The organism is Nonomuraea sp. NPDC051298, assembly GCF_055586305.1.
In genome coordinates, this window is sequence record NZ_JBVJIM010000066.1 from 1 (window position 1) to 1,523 (window position 1,523).

A 1,523-nucleotide genomic window follows, 5' to 3' on the forward strand; every position below is an offset into this window, starting at 1 on the left:
CCTCGGGCTTTCGCGGCGAATTTCCCGCGAGTAGACCAGTTACATGAGAAAAGTGCTTCTGAGCTGGGAGGATGGGGCTTGTCTAAGGTCCTGTCCGCGCCAGATCGAGAAGCACTTTTCACGTGAAGACTATCGCCTCCCACCGCACGATCACCGTCTCCGCCGACGGCACCGGGCTGCTCTCCCATGCCGGAAGCCTGCTGCTGCTCAAGACCCTGCACGTCACCGGCTTGGACCGGGCACTGTCGGCCCAGTTGGAGCGCTGGCGACCAGGGCGCGCGGTGCACGACCCCGGCAAAATCGTCGCCGACCTGGCCGTCAGCCTCGCGCTGGGCGGGGACTGCCTGGCCGACATTGCCCTGCTGCGTGCCCAGCCCGAGCTGTTCGGCCCGGTGGCCTCCGACCCGACCGTCTCCCGCCTGATCGACAGGCTCGCCCGCGACGAGGCCAAAGCGCTCAAGGCGCTGCGCGCGGCCCGGGCCATCGCCCGCGAACGCGCCTGGGACCTGGCCGGACCCGCGGCGCCGGGCAGCGACGGCGAACTGATCCCGCTCGACCTCGACGCCACCATCGTCATCGCCCATTCCGACAAGCAGCACGCGGCACCGACCTGGAAACACACCTTCGGCTTCCACCCGATGACGGTCTTCGCCGACCACGGCCCCGGCGGTGCCGGTGAACCCCTGGCCATCGTGCTACGACCGGGCAACGCCGGCTCCAACACCGCCGCCGACCACATCGAGGCCACCCGCCACGCGCTGGCCCAGCTGCCCCGGCACCGCCGGCGGCAGGTGCTGATCCGCACCGACTCCGGCGGCGGCACGCACGAGTTCCTGGCCTGGCTCACCAAGCCCGGCCGGCGGCTGTCGTACTCGATCGGGTTCCCCCTCACCGAGGAGGTGCAGCAGGCCGTGCTACGCCTGCCGAAGAGTGCATGGACGCCCGCCTACGACGCCGACCGGCAGGTCCGGCCCGGCGCCTGGGTGGCCGAGCTGACCGGCCTGCTGGACCTGTCGGGCTGGCCGAAGGGGATGCGGGTCATCGCCCGCAAGGAACGTCCACATCCTGGCGCCCAGCTGCGCTTCACCGATGTCGACGGATGTCGCGTCACCTGCTTCGTCACCGACGCCAAGCAAGGTCAGCTCGCCGACCTGGAACTCCGCCACCGCCGCCGGGCCCGCGCCGAAGACCGCATCCGCTGCGCCAAGGACACCGGCCTGGCCAACCTGCCGCTGCACCACTTCGCCCACAACCAGATCTGGTGCGAACTCGTCGCCCTGGCCTGCGAACTCCTGGCCTGGATGCAGATGCTCGCCCTGCCCGGCACCGCCGCCCGCAGCTACGAGCCCAAACGCCTGCGACTGCGACTGCTGGCGGTGGCCGGACGGCTGGTGCGCGGCGGCCGCCGGCTGCGCCTGCGCCTGGCCGCCCGATGGCCCTGGGCCCACGACATCCTTACCGCCCTTGCCCGCCTGCAAGCCCTGCCCGCACCGACCTGACCAGCCACAAGCCGCCCCTGCGAC

General features: G+C 71.2%; 1 protein-coding gene. It reads left to right on the forward strand.

The features are described 5' to 3' along the window. Positions 1-122: 122 nt before the first annotated feature. Positions 123-1,499: an IS1380 family transposase gene (locus ACZ6S0_RS52900; protein WP_465928758.1), complete on the forward strand. Its 1,377-nt coding sequence runs from the start codon at positions 123-125 to the stop codon at positions 1,497-1,499. Positions 1,500-1,523: the final 24 nt, after the last annotated feature.